Source organism: Syntrophomonas curvata (assembly GCF_052976825.1).
Genome location: NZ_CM129641.1, coordinates 2239914 through 2255991, shown reverse-complemented (window position 1 = coordinate 2255991; position 16078 = coordinate 2239914). Strand labels below are relative to the sequence as shown.

At 50.1% G+C, this 16078-nt stretch carries 12 protein-coding genes and 2 riboswitches; all 12 genes read left to right on the top strand.

The window, feature by feature from the left end:
* Nucleotides 1-488: 488 nt before the first annotated feature.
* Nucleotides 489-608, top strand: a riboswitch (molybdenum cofactor riboswitch).
* A 139-nt stretch (nt 609-747) separates the two neighbouring features.
* Nucleotides 748-869: riboswitch (molybdenum cofactor riboswitch) on the top strand.
* A 139-nt stretch (nt 870-1008) separates the two neighbouring features.
* The 12 genes from fdhF to ACU70B_RS10095 all read left to right on the top strand — a co-directional run bounded on the left by fdhF (nt 1009) and on the right by ACU70B_RS10095 (nt 16062).
* Complete coding sequence (fdhF, locus tag ACU70B_RS10150; protein WP_447183428.1) at nt 1009-3690, top strand: formate dehydrogenase subunit alpha; 2682 nt, start codon at nt 1009-1011, stop codon at nt 3688-3690.
* Between the two features lie 11 nt (nt 3691-3701).
* Nucleotides 3702-4733 (top strand): molybdopterin-binding protein, encoded by a 1032-nt coding sequence (locus ACU70B_RS10145; RefSeq protein WP_447183427.1) that lies wholly within the window; start codon nt 3702-3704, stop codon nt 4731-4733.
* A gap of 16 nt (nt 4734-4749) precedes the next feature.
* Complete coding sequence (locus ACU70B_RS10140) at nt 4750-5961, top strand: molybdopterin molybdotransferase MoeA (protein ID WP_447183426.1); 1212 nt, start codon at nt 4750-4752, stop codon at nt 5959-5961.
* A gap of 93 nt (nt 5962-6054) precedes the next feature.
* Nucleotides 6055-6501: an NADH-quinone oxidoreductase subunit NuoE family protein gene (locus ACU70B_RS10135; protein WP_447183425.1), complete on the top strand. Its 447-nt coding sequence runs from the start codon at nt 6055-6057 to the stop codon at nt 6499-6501.
* A gap of 27 nt (nt 6502-6528) precedes the next feature.
* The gene (gene nuoF / locus ACU70B_RS10130; protein ID WP_447183424.1) at nt 6529-7752 is read left to right on the top strand and encodes an NADH-quinone oxidoreductase subunit NuoF; all 1224 of its coding nucleotides are present in this window, start codon (nt 6529-6531) and stop codon (nt 7750-7752) included.
* A 395-nt stretch (nt 7753-8147) separates the two neighbouring features.
* Nucleotides 8148-9227 (top strand): HEAT repeat domain-containing protein, encoded by a 1080-nt coding sequence (locus ACU70B_RS10125; RefSeq protein WP_447183423.1) that lies wholly within the window; start codon nt 8148-8150, stop codon nt 9225-9227.
* Nucleotides 9228-9229: 2 nt separating this feature from the next.
* Nucleotides 9230-10060, top strand: coding sequence for a CheR family methyltransferase (locus tag ACU70B_RS10120; RefSeq protein WP_447183422.1), 831 nt, complete (start codon nt 9230-9232; stop codon nt 10058-10060).
* A 68-nt stretch (nt 10061-10128) separates the two neighbouring features.
* Entirely contained in the window at nt 10129-10503 is a 375-nt protein-coding gene (locus ACU70B_RS10115) for a response regulator (protein WP_447183421.1), read from the top strand.
* A 17-nt stretch (nt 10504-10520) separates the two neighbouring features.
* Complete coding sequence (locus ACU70B_RS10110) at nt 10521-13268, top strand: chemotaxis protein CheA (RefSeq protein ID WP_447183420.1); 2748 nt, start codon at nt 10521-10523, stop codon at nt 13266-13268.
* A gap of 16 nt (nt 13269-13284) precedes the next feature.
* On the top strand, nt 13285-14070 hold the full coding sequence (locus tag ACU70B_RS10105) for a ParA family protein (RefSeq protein ID WP_447183419.1): 786 nt from the start codon (nt 13285-13287) through the stop codon (nt 14068-14070).
* Between the two features lies 1 nt (nt 14071).
* On the top strand, nt 14072-14446 hold the full coding sequence (locus tag ACU70B_RS10100) for a tetratricopeptide repeat protein (protein WP_447183418.1): 375 nt from the start codon (nt 14072-14074) through the stop codon (nt 14444-14446).
* A gap of 119 nt (nt 14447-14565) precedes the next feature.
* Nucleotides 14566-16062 (top strand): Hsp70 family protein, encoded by a 1497-nt coding sequence (locus ACU70B_RS10095; protein WP_447183417.1) that lies wholly within the window; start codon nt 14566-14568, stop codon nt 16060-16062.
* Nucleotides 16063-16078 lie beyond the last annotated feature (16 nt).

Below are 16078 nucleotides of genomic sequence, written 5' to 3'. Positions count from 1 at the left end.
AGGCCAAATTTCATGCATTAAACGTTCTGATATCTAATTCTTATCATGCGGAGTATAAATTAATTTTATACTTACCATTAAATGGTTTGACATAAATTCCGACTTCTCCTAGAATAATTACAAATATTTACTATAAATTTAGAAATATTGCAAAAAATCAAGATTTCTTTCTCTGAGCCTTTTAGCCCAAATTTTGCCAGCCAGGGTTACTGGGCTGGGTACCGGGGGAAACGCCTCCCCGTTTGCGGAAGGGAGCACATTATCCGTCTGTTTTATTTGGAGAGGTGTAGTGTGCTTTTTACCAGTACCCTGTCTTTTATGACCCGGCTCCGGTCAGGAGACAAGCTCCGGGCTGTCGGACTGGGGCTTTGGCCTATGGGTAGAGGGGAACACCTTGTGCCTCCATGTACTGTGGAAAGGAGTACCTGATAAACGTTCTATCGTGGGACGGGTGTAGCGTACTTTTTTGTCACTAGCCTGTCTTTTATACAAACAAGTTGCTCCGAGCTTTTTAACCTAAGGTGATTTACTATGGCTAAAAGGCCTGGGTGCAGAGGGAAACGCCTGTGCCTCCCCGTATTGTGGAAAGGAGTTGCAATATAACTATTTGTTTTTATCAAAACAGGTAGCTGTATGTGCTTTTTGCCGGTACGGATACCTGTTTTCTGTGTATATGGATAAATAACCGGGCGGGGAATTCTCTGTCTGGCGAATGATTAAGGGAGGGGGGATTGAAGAAAGGCCTGCCGTTTTACATTGCTCCGAGCTTGGTATGCCTAAAGCCGTAAAGCCATGGTGTAAAGCCGATAGGGTGAATCTGGAAACAGGTTCGCCTCCCGATTTTGGAAAGGAGCCCGAGACCGCCTGATAAGGACCAGATAATTGCTATTTCTGGACTTCTTTTAGCTGTATCCGGTGCAATTATTTGAACCTCCAGGTTAGGCGGGGGTTTTTTTGTTTTTTTATCTGACTTGAGAGCAAGCAAGAGTTATGGAAGGAGTGATCGGAGTGGGAATGGTCAAAGTGATCATTGATGGAAAGGAGGTTGAAGTTGCGGAAGGTACTACTATAATGCAGGCAGCCGACCAGATAGGGATAGAAATCCCCCGGCTCTGCTATGACCCGGAGTTAAAACCCCTGGGAGCCTGCCGCCTTTGCGTAGTACAAGTGGAAGGAAATCGTCTTTTCCCGGCATCCTGTGTAACCCCGGTTAGTCCAGGCATGGTAGTGCATACGGAGTCCCCGGACATCGCGGAAGCCAGGCGCACCATTCTGGAATTACTGGTGGCCAATCATCCCCTGGATTGCATGACCTGTGATAAACTGGGCGACTGCAAGCTGGCTGACTACTGCTACAAGTATGGGATCAAAGAAAGTCCCTTCCAGGGAGAAAAGCACGATTATGCCATAGACGATTCCAATCCTTTTATTATCCGTGACCTCAACAAATGTATTCTTTGCGGCGCCTGTGTCCGGGCCTGTGAAGAATTAACCGGCGCCGATAACCTGAGTTATATTAACCGCGGGTTCCGGCGCAAGGCTACTACTGCCGGCGATGTGGATTATATCGATTCCGAAAGTTGTGTTTTCTGCGGACAGTGTGTGGCCGTATGTCCGACCGGAGCCCTGCAGGAAAAGAGTATGGCCGGCAAAGGCCGTCGGTGGGAGATCGAACGGGTCAGAACCACCTGCCCCTTCTGCGGAACGGGCTGCAATTTTGACCTGGCGGTAAAAGACGGCCAAGTAATCGGCGTTCTGTCCAATCCGGACAGCCCGGTAAACCAGCGCCGGCTCTGTATAAAAGGCCGTTTTGGCTGGGATTACATTTATAACGAAAAGAGGCTTACCACCCCGCTGATCAAGAAAAACGGGCAATTTGAAGAAGCCGGTTGGGAGGAAGCCTTCGACCTGATAGCAAAACGTTTTGGTGAGATTAAAGAAAAATACGGATCGGGCTCTTTTGCCGCTCTGAGCTCTGCCCGCTGTACCAATGAAGAGAACTACCTGGTTCAGAAATTTACCCGCGCAGTTATGGGCAACAATAACGTCGACCACTGCGCCCGAACCTGACACGCGCCGACTGTGGCCGGTCTGGCCACTACATTCGGAAGCGGCGCTATGACCAATTCCATCAATGAGATTTCCACCGACGCCGAGCTCATGTTCCTTATAGGAACCAATACTACGGAAGCTCACCCGGTTATTGGCTACAAAATGCGACAGGCAGCCCGCAACGGCTGCAAACTGGTCGTCTGTGACCCGCGCCACATAGACCTGGTCGATGAAGCCGACTACTGGCTGCGTCAGAATCCGGGTACCGATATTCCTCTTCTCAACGGACTCATGCATATCATTATCAAAGAAGGCCTGGAAGACAAGAAATTTATAGAAGAACGCACCGAAAACTATGAAGAAATGAAAGCTATAGCAGAAAACTATCCTCCGGAAAAGGTTGCTGAGATAACCGGCATTTCCGTTGAGGATCTGTATGCTGTTGCCCGCCTCTATGCCACTACCGACAAGGCTATGCTTTTCTATACCCTGGGAATAACCGAACACATTTGCGGAACCCGTAATGTTATGAGCTGTGCCAACCTGGCCATGCTGACCGGGCACCTGGGCCGTCCCGGGGTCGGCGTTTGTCCTATCCGCGGACAGAACAACGTTCAGGGAGCCTGTGACCAGGGAGCCCTGCCCAATGTCTACTCCGGCTACCAGAATGTAACCGTACCTGAAATAAAGGAAAAATTTGAAAAAGCCTGGGGCAGACCTATGTTGGACAAAGTGGGCCTGAAGATTCCTGAGATGTTTGAAGCAGCTCATGAAGGCAAGATCAAATCGATGTATATCCTCGGTGAAAATCCGGTTCTTACCGACCCTGACAGCAACCATATCCGCGGAGCCCTGGAAAAATTGGAATTTCTGGTAGTACAGGAATTATTCCTGTCGGAAACGGCGGAATATGCCGATGTTATCCTGCCCGCAGCCAGTTTTGCCGAATGTGACGGTACTTTTACCAACACCGAACGTCGGGTGCAAAGGGTACGCAAGGCGATCGAACCTATTCCCGGGCGGGCTAACTGGCAGTCTATCTGCGCCATGTTCAATGCCATGGGATATCCGGCCGACTATGACAGTCCCAAGGACATATGGGATGAAATGGCTTCACTGACTCCTTCCATGGCCGGCATCAATTATGAGCGGATTGATAAAACCGGTATTCAATGGCCCTGCCCCAGCTTGGAGCATCCCGGAACCCAGTTCCTGCATGCAGGCAAATTCACCCGGGGCCTGGGATCATTCCAGCCTTCCGAGCATATACCGCCTGGAGAAATGCCGGACGAGGAATATCCCTTCCTCTTATCCACCGGCAGGATTCTGCAGCACTATAATGTCACTACTCCCTACTCCAAGAGCATCATGAGTATATGGGATCGTGAGTGGGCGGAAGTAAATCCCGCCGATGCAGAAAAAATCGGCTTAAATACCGGTGACAAGATAAAAGTTACCTCCCGCCGGGGAGCAGTTGAGACTGCCGTCAAGGTTACCGACCGGGTTCTTCCGGGTGTAATCTGGATGTCGTTCCATTACAGTGAAACTCCTACCAACGCAGTTACCAGCCACCACCTGGATCCGATTACCGGAACTGGCGAATACAAGGTCTGTGCGGTTAAACTGGCAAAATTGTAGGAGGCATCAATATGAAGAAGGTACCTGTTCAAGAGGCAGTGGGGCTGCAGCTCTGCCATGATATTACCAAAGTAATACCCGGACAGGAAAAATATAGGGCCTATCGCAGGGGACAGCTGATAACCCCGGCTGATATTCCTAATCTGCTGGACATGGGCAAGGAACATATCTACGTATGGGAGCCGGAAGATAATATGGTCCATGAGGATGAGGCCGCTACCAGGTTGGCCGGCCGAGCAGCCGGCCAGGGCTTGAGATTGACTGAACCCAGCCAGGGAAGGGTTAATCTCTGTGCCCGATATGACGGGTTACTGAAGGTAAATGTGAGCCGGCTGAACTGGATTAACAACCTGGAGAACATCATCCTGGCTACTATGCATAATAACCGGGCTGTGGTCCAAGGTCAGACCGTTGCGGGAACCCGGGTGATTCCTCTGGCAATTGAACGGCATACCCTGGAGGAAGCCGAAAAATTAGCTTCGGCCCCGGAACCGCTGATTTCAATTATGCCTTTCCATCCGCTGTGGGTAGGGATCGTTACTACCGGCAGCGAAGTGTATAATGGTCAGATTAAAGACGGCTTCGGCAAGTTGATCCGCAAGAAGGTGGCTCCATTTGGGGGCAGGATTATGGGGCAGGTAATCGTTCCGGACAATGCTGAAATAATTGCCCGGGAGATTCACAATTACATCGAAGAAGGGGCTGAGCTGGTTGTGGTTACCGGGGGCATGTCAGTGGATCCCGATGATGTAACTCCACTGGGTATAAGGGCTACCGGCTCCGAGGTTGTTTTCTATGGCGCCCCTGCCCTCCCCGGTTCCCAGAATATGCTGGCTTATCGCGGGCATGTTCCTATTTGCGGCGTACCTGCCGGGGCTCTCTATAGCCGTATCACAACCTTTGACCTCTTATTGCCCCGTATATTTGCCGGTGACCGCATAAGCAGGGCGGATATAGTGGCGCTGGGCCACGGCGGTCTATGTGAAGAGTGTAAAGTTTGTCATTACCCGCTCTGCCCCTTTGGCAAGAGCATTGGCCCTTAAGAACGGAGGTCGGATCATGCAGCTTAATGTGAGTCTGGAAGAAGCTCAGCGGCTTTTATTGCAAAACCTCATATCCTTACCGGTGGAAAGATTACCTCTTTTGCAGGCCGGCGGACGGGTACTGGCTGAAAAAGTGGTCGTGGCGGAAAACCTGCCGGCTCGTGCGTTAGCGGCTCGCGACGGCTATGTCGTCCACAGAGATGACCTTAAAGGTCAAAAAACCCTTTCCATCACCGGTTCATCACCAGCAGAGCGGCTACCTCTTCCTTTGCAAAAGGGAGAGACGTTTGAAGTTGCTACCGGGGCAGTGATTCCTGAAAATGCTGCTGCTCTGGTCCCCTATGAAGAAGCAGACGTCCGGGAAAAGAAGGTATACCTGGGCCAAGCTATAGCCGATGGCAGTTTTATTCGCCCGGTTGGTGAAGACTTCAGGACGGGCGAATTATTGGCCCAGCCGGGAGATGTAATTACTCCCGGATTACTGTCGGCCCTGGCCGCGCTGGGGAAAAGCGAATTAGCGGTATACCCACGACCGCGGGTAGCGGTGCTCAGTCTGGGAAACCGGCTGGTATCGTGGGAACGTGAACCGGCTTTCGGGGAGATGAGAGACAGCAATGGTCCTTTATTGGTATCCCAAGCCATTCGGGACGGGGCTCATGTAACAGCGGCGGGGGCCGTTGATGCTAAGGCAGGGGAGCTTGTTACCCGGATGCGGGAAATAATGGCGGAGGCAGACTTGTTGCTCACTATAGGCGGAACCTATGCCCGGGAGCAGGCAGAATCAAGCCTGTTATTTCACCGACTGGGAGGGGAAATCCTTTTCTGGGGAGTACCTATTCAGCCTGGCGGACATAATGGTGCGGCGGTTTGCAATAAAAAAATGCTGATTTCTCTATCCGGCAATCCTGCCGCCTGTGCCGTAGGTTATGAATTGCTGGCTGCTCCGGTAATTCGCGCTCTGCAAAAAAAAGAGCCTTATTGCCCCCGGGTCGAGGCTCGATGCCTGGACGCGGTAAGCGGCAAGGGCGGACGCCGTTTTGTACGTGCCCATTTAACTGCTGATGACGGCAACTGGAAGGTAAAGGTTTTACCCGGACAAAAGCCGGGAATGATCCGTTCACTGATAAACTGCAATGCTCTGATTGATCTGCCTGCCGGGAGTCCGGCGGTTGAAGCAGGTACCGCAGTGTCGGTTATTATCCTAGATACCAGTAGTATCTGGTTTTAGAATCTTTGAGATATGTGATTGGAAAACGGATTAGTGTTATTTCTTTGATAATAAGATTGAGAACAGGCTTAACCTAGAGGGAGGTGAAAAGTAATGGCTGACTATAAGGCAATAATCGACCGGTATAAGGAACTGCCGGGCGGAATTATTGAAGCTTATCACGCGCTGCAGAGAGAGTACAATTATATACCCGAAGATGCCGTAGGCTATGCAGCCGGGGTTTTTGATATGAGCAAAGCGCAAGCCTATGGAGTTGCCACTTTCTATTCCTATCTTAAAATCGGCGGGCGCGGCAAATATATAATCCGGATTTGCGAGAGCGCACCCTGTCATGTGGCTGGTGCGCACGAAGTAGTACATGCGCTGGAAAAAGAACTGGGCATCAAAATGGGGGAGACCACGGCCGATGGCAAGTTTACCCTGGAGTTTACCGAATGTGTAGGACAGTGCCAGGCCACACCGGTCATAACTATCAACAGTAAACCGTATGGTGATATGACTGCAGAAAAAATACCCGCTGTTTTAGCTGAATGCAAATAATTAATGAAGTTGAAAGGAGGGAACAGCATGGCTGAGGAAATGCGCATCGTGCTGCGCAACATGGGCAGGATAGATCCTCTGAAAATAGAAGACTATATCAATGCCGGGGGTTACAAATCCCTGGAAAAAGCCTGCGGCATGGGGCAGGAAGCTTTGATCGAAGAAATCAAAAAATCCGGGCTGCGTGGACGTGGCGGGGCCGGATTTAATTGCGGTATGAAATGGAGCTTTTCCTATAAAGTACAGTCCGAGCAGAAATATGTAGTCTGCAATGCTGATGAAGGTGAACCTGGAACCTATAAGGATCGCACGATAATGGAGAATGACCCCCATTCAGTGCTGGAAGGTATGGCTATCTGCGGTTATGCCATAGGCGCCGCCAAGGGTTATATCTACTGCCGCGGGGAGTACCCTTATGTGGTTGAAATCCTTAACCAGGCCATAGCCCAGGCCAAGGAAAAGGGCATATTGGGTGGTTTTGATATTGAAGTAAGAATGGGAGCCGGGGCCTATGTGTGCGGTGAGGAAAGCGCCCTGATTGAATCCATAGAAGGGCATCGGGGCGAGCCCCGATTTAAACCACCCTTCCCGCCGGTAATCGGTTTATGGCAAAAACCCACCATAGTAAACAACGTCGAAACCTTTGCCAATATTCCGGTAATTCTGGAAAAGGGAGCAGATTGGTACAAGGCTATTGGGGCGGAAAAATATCCGGGCACCAAGGTTTTGACCTTAACCGGCGATGTCAATAGCCGCACCGTTTACGAAGTTCCTACCAGCACCACCATCCGTCAGGTCATATATGATTTCGGCGGAGGCATCAGAGGTGACAAAAAGTTCAAGGCGGTGCAGATTGGCGGGACGTCGGGAGGTTTCATCCCTGAATCCATGCTGGACACACCGATTGATTTTGACTCCATGACCGCTATCGGCGCCGTGCTTGGTTCAGGTGCAGTATTTGTAATGGACGAAACTAGGGATATTGTAAATGTGGTAGCCAGAATTGCAGGCTTCTTCGAACATGAGTCCTGCGGCAAGTGTTCGCCTTGCCGGGAAGGAACCAAACGCATGCACGAATTAATGGAAAAAATGGATGCGGGTCAGGGCGCCGGCGCAGATTTGTCCCTATTGGAAAGATTGGGGACGGTCATGTCCAAAGCTTGTCTCTGCGGCCTAGGTCAGGCAGCTCCAGCTCCGGTACTTACTACCTTGAAGAATTTCCCCGGTGAATACCAAGCTAAACTAAACTAGTCGTTCACAGCCCCTGTCCCGGAGAGACCGGGACAGGGGCAGATATAAGAGAGAGTGAATGAGCTATGCAAAACGCAAAGCTTCTCCTATCCGGAGAGGCTTTGCGCTTTTTGTCATTATCAGCCCCACGGAACACCCCAAGGGCGTATCCGTGGGGCACAAGCTGTTTCCGCAGAGGATGGTTAGCCGCATCCTTTTCAATGGGACATGGGACTGAAGTGTCCGAAAATGAAACGATATTGTACACCGGATGTCGAAAAAACATACGGGAAATTACTCCTGCAAAATATATTGGGACTAATATTTGGGACTTTTGGGGTATTTCCTGATTATGGCACGTTTTTTGCTACTTAAATATAAATTGACAGTGGATTATATCCAGGAGGTGGGGCCTTTTGACAAATGTTGATGAACTAGTCGCCAATTTAAATGACGGGGATGAGAAAACACGGGCTTTTGCTGCGGAGGATATCATCTTTGAGGAAATACCCGGAGGGGTGCAGCTCTTGATCAGCAGGCTGATGATAGAGACTTCGCGTTATGTGCGGGAAGTGATAGTTAATTGCCTCAAGGGGATCAAGGGCAGGGATGTCGTTGAAAAGATAGTCCCACTGTTAAGCAGCGATGATGCATTTATTCGTAATGCCAGCATAGAAATACTGTCTACCCAAGGAGAATTCGCCACCGAGTTTATGAGAAAGCTCCTGGGCGACCCCGACAAAGATATCAGGAAATTTGCTCTGGACATTTTATTCCAGCTAAAGATTCTCAGCACTTCGGAATTGATTGCCGAAGCCTTAAATGACCCGGACATTAATAATCTGATTACCGCGGTTGAATATCTGGGCCATATGGAGGATACCAGTTGTACCTACCGGATTAACCGATTATTTGCCAGAACGGATAATGTGCTGCTGCGGTGTACCTGTCTGGAAGCCCTGGCCCTTATTGGGGATGAGGAGTCTGTTCGCTGTATAAACAAGATGTATCCTCGTTATGAGAATATCAGCTTTCTGGAGCAATATTCCTTCCTTAAATTTGTGGCCCGCAAAGGCGCCGATATCCACCTGCCTTTGATTATTGCTTTAATGCAGGAGAAGGGTCAGGTAATGCACAAGGAAATTATCAATGCCATAGAAGGCATACTGGTGCGCTATCCCCGTGAAGAAATACCATCCGAACTGCTGCAGGCCTTGGCGGCTTATCTTAGAAGCGATATTACCGCTATCAATAAATATGAATTGCTGGTGCTGCTGGGCCGGTACCGGAACCAGGAAATATACCGGCTGTTAATCGAGTATCTGGAAAATGACCAGACGCTTATCCGTATGGGAGCAGCGGAAGGTTTGGGCCTGTATGGAAACCCTGAAGCGGTGCCCATTTTAATGCAGCTTAAGGATGAGGCGGGTGATCCCGACCTGTTGGAAACGATTGAGCGCTCTGTATCCAAACTCAACCAGCAAATGGGGTGTTAGATTTGGAATTGCCTCTGGAATACTTCATCAAATTAAGGAACCTGATTTATGAGCGTACGGGAATAAGTTATGAGGAAAACAAAATCTACTATATAAAGAAACGGCTGCAGCAACGTATGGATGCCGGGGGTTTTGAAAGAGTCGAGGACTATATCAGGCACCTTAAAATATTTGATCCCAAAGGTAGGGAGTTTCAGGAATTAATGAATCTTTTAACCGTAAATGAAACCTATTTCTTCCGTGAATTTTCCCAGTTGCAGGTGTTCGCTGAATCCTGCCTGGAGGAAATCACCCGGGAGAAGTTGGACGCCGGCAGCAGGACCATCAAGGTGTTTTGTGCCGGTTGCTCTACCGGGGAGGAACCTTATACCCTGGGCATAATCTTAAGGGAAATGCTGGATGGTTTTTCCGCCTGGAGGGTATTGATCAAGGCGGTTGACATCGACGAAAACGTACTGAAAGTTGCCCGACGGGGAGTGTATGACCGGCGTTCAGTAAAAGATGTTCCTCAAGCCTACCTCAAGGAATACTTTACCGCACCTTCGGCGGAAGAATATGCCATAAGCCAAAATATAAAGGATATGGTTGCTTTTGAACACCTTAATCTTATGGACAGAAAGGCATTGCGCTACGAAGAGGATTATGATTTTGTCTTTTGTCGTAATGTGCTGATTTACTTTGATGATGTCTCGCGCAAACAGGTAGTAGATAAATTCTACGGCATGCTGCGCAGGGGGGGATTCATTTTCCTGGGGCATGCCGAGTCTCTGAGCCGTATCAGTACGGCCTTCAGGATACGCCGCCTTAACGAGCAGATAGTTTATCAACGCTGATTACAGATGCAAAGCCCGTGGCAGATGCACGCAACCCATAAGAAACTTTTTGGTTAGGAGGGGAATTCATGGGCGAGAAAGTCCTCATAGTTGATGATTCGGAGATGATACGTAACTTTCACAGTTATATTCTCAAGAGTATCGGGCTGGAAATAGTGACTGCCCTGGATGGGGCGGATGCTCTGGAAAAAATATACAGCAGCGACGGGGAACTGCTGATTTGTCTTACCGATATAAACATGCCCAACATGGATGGGTATACCCTGATCGAACGCTTGCGGGAAGACCCCCGCTATGAAGATCTGCCCATAATCATCATCTCCACCGAAGATGAACTGCAGGATAAACAAAGGGGATTTGAAGCAGGCGCCAACCTTTATATAGTAAAACCTACCGACCCGGATGAGTTGGTAGAGAATATCCGTATGCTTTTAGGCAAATAGAGAAGGGTGGCTTGGATTTGAAATACACCTTTGAAGCTGACGACCTGGAAATATTACATGGCATTTTAGAGGAATCTACCGAACACTTGCATGGGATTGAAGAAGGTATACTGCGTCTGGAAATTGATTTTGCCTCTGATTTGCTGGATTCAGTCTTTAGAGCCATGCATTCAGTTAAGGGTGTAGCAGGTTTTTTGGATCTTACCCCTATCAAGGATACCGCCCACGTCCTGGAGTCTTTCCTGACCGATATGAAAAAAGGCCTTTATACCAGTAACTCAGAAATAACCGATGCCTTGCTGCGGGGAGTTGATATATTAAACGGCCTTATCAGGCAACTCGGCAGTCAGGTTAGCAAACTTGAAGGTGATCAGGTTGATGATGTATTTGAGATAGAACTGAACGAACTGGGTTATGAAGCGTTTATCAATGAAGTAGAGGAATTGCGTAAAAGGGAGTTGGCTTCGGCTGAGTCGAACCCGGGCACGACCGGGGCTGATAGCGGCGCCGATGCTTCAATCAAGGTGCAGCTCTCGCCCTTATACGAGCAAATGATGGCGGATTTTATTGAAGAGACGCTGGAGCACCTGGAAACTATCGAGCAAAAATGCGTTGAAGCGGAAAAATATCCGGAAGACTCTGAGATTCTTAATACCATTCTGCGGGGGTTCCACAGTATTAAAGGCGGAGCAGGGGTAATTACCAGTATGCAGGAAAGCAATAGCCCCGCTGACCCGATCGCAGCCATCAAGGCCCTGACCCATGCCGCCGAATCGCTGCTGCAACAGCACCGTAATCTGTCCCGGCGGCTTTCGCCGGCAGTAGTTGATATAATTCTGGCGGTGGTAGACAAAACCACAGTACTGGTGGCAATCCTTAAAGGAAATGAAGTTGAAGGCTTTTCCCTGGAGAACTTGCTGGAACGCATAGACTCATTATCTCAGGAAAAGCAGGAAGCCGTAGAGAAGGGGCCGGGAGACGACAGCAATAAAAAACTGCCGCAGCAACTGGCCGCTTTTATGAATATCAGCAATCAGGCCCTGGAGTCTATGCTGGGTATAATCAATACCATAAAACAGGGTCAGACCATGAATTCCAAACGCACCAAGCAGTATATCCGGGCACTTAAGAGTATAGCTTCCACCGCCCGTTACCTGGACTACGAAGAGTTGATGACCGAAGTGGACAACTCGCTCAAGTTTTTAGATAAATATACACCGGAAGAGGATATGGTTACTCACGAACTTCTGCAATTTCTGCACTCCAATTATGAGACCATGCAAAGGCTGATGAACCTGAAGATAGGAGGCATTCGTTTCCTGCTTGACAACGTACCGCCTGAGTACAGTGAGAAAAAGATAGGTGAGATACTTATATCGGAAAAGAAACTGACTCCAGAACAGCTGGCTTGGGCCTTAAACCAGCAAAAACGACTGGGGGACATTCTGGTGGATGCGGGTACGGTAAAAGAGGGCGACCTGGAAATAGCCCTGGCTAAACAGGCCATAGCCCGGGAAAAAGAAACCCAGGTGGTTGAACAGGCCAAGAACAGTGAACTTGGCGGCCAGTCCATCAGGGTAAGCCAGGAAAAAATGGACCGGCTTATGAACATGATTGGGGAATTATTAATATCGAAAAACCGTATCTTCCACCTGGCCGCGACTATCGGGCTGGACTATGACATGCCGGCTCTGGCCCGGGAGGTTAAAGGGGTGGCAGCGGAACTGGCGAGAATATCAGATGAACTGCAGAATGCCATCATGTCTGCCCGCATGGTTCCACTGCGAGTCCTTTTTCAGCGTTACCCCCGTACGATTCGGGATACTGCCAGGAAGACAGGCAAACAAGTGGACTTCATTATCGCAGGTGAAGACACTGAGCTGGACAAGACGGTAATCGAGGCCATCAATGACCCCCTGGTACATATGCTGCGTAATGCCGTTGACCACGGCATCGAAAACCCCCGGGAACGCGAGTCCAAAGGTAAGAATCCTGCGGGACAGGTTCGTTTGACGGCAGGATATCAGGGCAATCACGTATTGATAGAGATCATCGATGACGGCAAAGGGCTTAATCCCGATGAAATCAAGCTTAAAGCATTGAAAAAGGGTCTGCTGACAGCGCACCAGATAGAAAATACGAGCAGTGAGGATGCTTTTCAATTTATCTTTGCCCCCGGCTTCAGTACCCGGGAAGAGGTCAGCGAGCTTTCCGGACGGGGGGTAGGTATGGACGTAGTCAAGACCAACATAGAAAAAGTAGGCGGGTCGGTCAGCTTGAACAGCAGCCTGGATCAGGGTACCCGCATCTCGTTAAGAATTCCGTTATCTATGTCCATTATTCGCGGTCTCATGGTAGAGAGCTATGAGCAGCGTTTTATCATTCCCCTGGATGCGATAGAGGAAACGGTTAAATTACCCGGCAGTTCAATTCGCACTTACAACAACAACATGGTGGCCGATATAAGAGAGGAAATAATTCCGCTGGTCAGCCTGCACGATGTGCTGCAATTCGGAAATGACAGCGACGCGGTAAAAGAATGCGCCGCCCGGGAAGCGGTTTCGGTTGTGGTAATAACCTGTGATGGTTGCAAATTTGGGCTCATAGTTGACAGGTTTAAAAATGAACAGGAGTTTGTGGTCAAAGCCCTGGCCGAGGAACTGGCCGGATTAAAGATATATACAGGCGCTACTATCATGGGCGATGGCAATGTGGTGTTGATCCTAAATCCGTCGCACTTGCTTCAAGCCCGGGTAGCGGTATGAAACAGGAGGCACGCTGATGGCTACCATAATTGCTTTGGCCAACCGCAAAGGTGGCAGCGGCAAAACTACCAGTACGGTGAACCTGGCAGACGCCCTGGCCCGCAAAGCCAACCGGGTGCTGGTGGTGGATGCCGATTCCCAGGCTCAGGCCACTATCAGCTGCGGTATCCTGCCCTTCCAGCTAACTGCCAGCCTGTACGAATTAATGCGCCGGGCAGCTAAGCGCCAGATGTTGGAGGGAGAATTGGATACAGCCGTAATTCGTGGTCATAAACCGTTTGACTTGCTCCCCGCCAAACCCGACCTGGCCGCCCTGGAAATAGAGCTGGCCTCCGCAAGCGATAATCAGGTCTTGCTTAAAGACCTCCTGCTGGGTTGGGAAAACATCTATGACTATATTTTAATAGACCTTCCCCCGGCTTTGGGCTTAATAACAGTCAACGGTCTGATTGCCGCCCGCTGGCTAATCATACCTATTGAGCCCACCTTCCTCAGCATGGATGGTCTGGCCCAGATGACCGGGATATTATACAGAATCAATGCCGGTTTGAACCCGGATTTAGGCTTAATGGGGATTTTGCCGGTTAAATGCGACCTGCGGACCAACCTGGCCCGCAGCGTAATCCGGGAAATACAGCAGAACTTTGGCGAGAACCGGCTTCTGCCCCCGGTCCGCCCTGATATTAAACTGGCGGAGGCGCCCAGTTTCGGCAAGACCATTTATGAATACGCACCCTCCTGCCGGGGGGCTTTTGACTACAAGCAGGCGGCGGCAGCTATCCTGACCAGGAGCGGTGATTAGGATGGCGATAAAAAGAAACCTGGGCATTGGTCTGGATGTTCTTCTTACTGCCAACGAGGCTCAGCCGGGTTTCCCGCCGGGTCAAAAAATTCTAAGCCAGGCGCGGTTATTGTATGGGCAGGCCCTGGAACAGGACGAAAGCGGTAATACTTATGAAGCTTACCATCTTTACCGGCAGGTTATGGATCTTGTTGGCAGCAAGGCTTTAGATAGCACGGAACTATCCCGGCTAGTTTCCCGCACCTGCAACAATCTGGCGGTGCTCCTTTTTGAAAGCGGCCATACCGCTGAGGCAGCCGGTTATCTGCGGCAGGCGATAGCCGTATATCCCCAGAACCGTACCGCTATTGAGAACATGAAATTAATAAGAGAATAGACGCGGAAAGCAGCCGCTTGAAATTGTAAAAACCGGGCTCCATTAAAAAGAGGAATTCATATTAAGCAGCTTCTGTAAAAAATCCGTGAAAATTTAAGCCTATGGAGGAGGGAAACCTGGTGATTGTTGGCATAGACCTGGGCACCACCAATTCTCTGGTAGCCTTTATCAATCAGGAAGGCAAGGCGGAGATAATCATAAATGAGCGGGGCAGCCGCCTGACTCCGTCGGTAGTATATTTTAAAAGCGAACAGGAAGCCATGGTGGGCGAATTGGCCCGTTCCCAGCTCATACTGAAGTCAGACCGGACCGTCAGCGCTATCAAAAGGAAAATGGGCACCAATCACCAGGTTAAGATAGGGGAGCGCAGTTACACGCCCACTGAGATTTCCGCCTTGATACTGCGCAAACTGCTGCAATACGCAGGGGATTACCTGGAACAGGATATCGAGGCTGCGGTGGTCACGGTGCCCGCCTATTTCAACGATAATCAGCGGCAGGCTACCCTGCTGGCCGGGAAACAGGCGGGGATAAAGATTCTGAAACTGCTTAACGAGCCTACGGCTGCAGCTCTGGCCTATGGCTTAAGCCACCCCGGCCATGCCCAAAAGATTATGGTGCTGGATATTGGCGGGGGGACATTTGACATCACCTTGATGGAATATTGCGACGACATATATAAGGTGATCGGCACGGGAGGCTCAAACCGGCTGGGGGGCATGGATTTTGACCGCCGGCTGGTGGAATACATACTGGAAACGTTCAAGGCCACCGGTGGCCCTGACCTGACCAATGACCCTATTGCCCTGCAGCAAATCCATATCAGCGCCGAGAAAGCCAAGGTCGATCTTTCCAGTGTCAACGAATGCTCGGTACTGATACCTTACATCACTATGGGGCCGGCCGGACCGGTTCATCTTAATCAAACCATCCGGCGGGAGCAGTTCAATCATATCTGCGGGAGCCTGTTTAAAGAAATCATCCAGTTGATAAAACAAACCCTGGCCGGCGCCGGTGTGTCTGAGAGCTGGGTGGAGGCTGTGGTTCTGGCCGGCGGGGCCTCCCGCATGTCCGGCTTCAAGGAGTTGGTAGCCCGTCTTTTACCCGGGGCAGAGCTGCGGGCCGAAATAAACCCCGATGAAGTGGTGGCCCTGGGAGCGGCGCTGGAAGGCGCTATTCTATACGGAGGGCTTAGTGATGTAGAATTGCATGATGTTACCAGCCATACCCTGGGGCTGGAGGATGACCAGGGTGAGTTTGTGGTGTTGATCCCTGCCAATACCCCTTACCCGGTTAGTCAATCCTCTCTTTTTACAACCGTGAATGATTTCCAGGAGGAGGTGATTATTCACATATTGCAGCGGGATGAGATGGGTGATGCCAGTGAGACTATGCAGGTATCGCTGGGACAATTCCACCTGGAAGGGATACAGAAGGCTAAAGCCGGGGAACCCAGTATAGATGTTACCTTCACTATCGATGCCAACGGCATACTGAATGTGGCGGCCATGGATATTGATACCGGCACCCGGAACCAGGTGGAGATAACCGAACCTGGCTATGCCGGTGGGGGTAAGATTTTAGCCCGCAGGGGCAAAGGTTTAACCGTTCTCTAAAAAATATAAGGAGTGA

Coding starts and splice junctions, on each gene's coding strand:
- ACU70B_RS10100 (WP_447183418.1), top strand. CDS start 14,072: ATGGCGATAAAAAGAAACCTGGGCATTGGTCTGGATGTTCTTCTTACT.
- ACU70B_RS10145 (WP_447183427.1), top strand. CDS start 3,702: ATGAAGAAGGTACCTGTTCAAGAGGCAGTGGGGCTGCAGCTCTGCCAT.
- ACU70B_RS10105 (WP_447183419.1), top strand. CDS start 13,285: ATGGCTACCATAATTGCTTTGGCCAACCGCAAAGGTGGCAGCGGCAAA.
- ACU70B_RS10140 (WP_447183426.1), top strand. CDS start 4,750: ATGCAGCTTAATGTGAGTCTGGAAGAAGCTCAGCGGCTTTTATTGCAA.
- nuoF (WP_447183424.1), top strand. CDS start 6,529: ATGGCTGAGGAAATGCGCATCGTGCTGCGCAACATGGGCAGGATAGAT.
- ACU70B_RS10115 (WP_447183421.1), top strand. CDS start 10,129: ATGGGCGAGAAAGTCCTCATAGTTGATGATTCGGAGATGATACGTAAC.
- ACU70B_RS10135 (WP_447183425.1), top strand. CDS start 6,055: ATGGCTGACTATAAGGCAATAATCGACCGGTATAAGGAACTGCCGGGC.